Here is a 1,567-nt window from a genome sequence, read left to right on the forward strand (position 1 = left end):
TTTGGTCTTTCAATTGCGTAGCACATCATGAGTTCTTAAACAATGAATATCGACGAATAAAAATGAACAAGAAGAAATAAACTAAATTTAGATACTGAATCAAGTTCAGAATAACACAAAACAACCCCTAAATACAATTTACGCACCTCTAACAAATCACACCAAGTAACAAAACACCAAAAACCAAAAATCAAAAACAAACACTACCCCACAACCGAAAACACCGCAACCATTTCCCGTTTCCCCTTAAAAGCCGAAGAACCCAAAGCTTCAAAACGATAAGCATCATCAGCAACAGCATTGACCACAGCCTCAGAAACTAATAAATCTACACCATAAGTTGCACACGCCGCCTGCATACGAGCCGTAGTATTCAACACATCACCCGTAAAGAAAATATCTTTTTTAAGCGCGCCGATTTCACCTGTAGTAACTTCCCCAATATGAATAGCCGCCTTAAAATCTGGATACACACCATAATGCTTTGTATAAAACGAACGTCGCTGTTCTAAATCTTGTTTCATAGCAAAAAAACAATCCAAACTCAACTGAGCATAGTTTTTGGTGCGACATTGCCAAGACAATACAATCTCATCACCCACATACTGATACACCTCACCTTTATGACGTAGAATAGCATCCGAAAGATCATTGTAATAGGATTTCAAGAATTCAAAATAGGTTTTATGACCAAGTGTTTCCGCAATTTGAGTTGAGGATTTCATATCGCTAAACATAAACAGTCGCATTTCATATTTAGGTTTATGGTACCTCCCAGTAAAGAAATTGACCATAACCGAATGCCCTAGATTCTCGCTTATTTCAACATAAAACAAGGACAACAATAGCGAAAATGCCAATTGTATCAGCGTAGAAATATGGGTAATACTCAAAAAGAAAACTATAAATTTCTGCCACACTATTGCATCAAACACCGAAGCATGAAGCTCTATAGCCGCAGCACTGATGAAAGTAATCAAAATGATAAGCTCCATAAAGACCACATAAAAGCAGAACTTCCCTACAAGCTTTACCAAAAAGCTATAACGTTGAAAAATACGGTTGATATAGGTAAACTCAACCAGCCCAACTAGTAGTCCAACAGCAATTACACTGATACTTGCAAAAACAAAGACTTCAGCTGTAATGGCAATAGCCGAATCCGGAGTATTTTCAGCCGAACCGATAATCGCATATTCCGTCCACAAGAACACCCAACCCGTCACCAACCAAATAATACCGATAGGCACTATCTGACTTAAAAGACGTTTGTGTTTAGCTGAAAGCATAGTGATATGAATAAGCGTTCACAAAAATACCAAAAGATATCATTCTGTAACACTGGATGTTATTTCTCTTTCCACAGATGATTGAGATACCCTAACACCAATCAATTAAGGTACTGAAACGAGTTCAGCATGACAAACAAATAATAAAAGAGAAAGCAGCTCAAACTTCGATTAGGATACAAGCAAAAAAAATCTATTCAAAAATACCCTATGCGTTTACAAACGACCTCCGATTATTTAGCGTAAAACATGTAGTGAAGCGTAGGGTTAAACAAAAA

At 37.1% G+C, this 1,567-nt stretch carries 1 protein-coding gene; it reads right to left on the bottom strand.

Features of this window, described 5'->3' with window-relative positions:
* Positions 1-203: 203 nt before the first annotated feature.
* Entirely contained in the window at positions 204-1,289 is a 1,086-nt protein-coding gene (locus QGM60_RS18090; protein WP_281141645.1) for an adenylate/guanylate cyclase domain-containing protein, read from the bottom strand.
* Positions 1,290-1,567 lie beyond the last annotated feature (278 nt).

The sequence above is a fragment of the Winogradskyella sp. SYSU M77433 genome, assembly GCF_029911945.1.
Lineage (GTDB): Bacteria > Bacteroidota > Bacteroidia > Flavobacteriales > Flavobacteriaceae > Winogradskyella.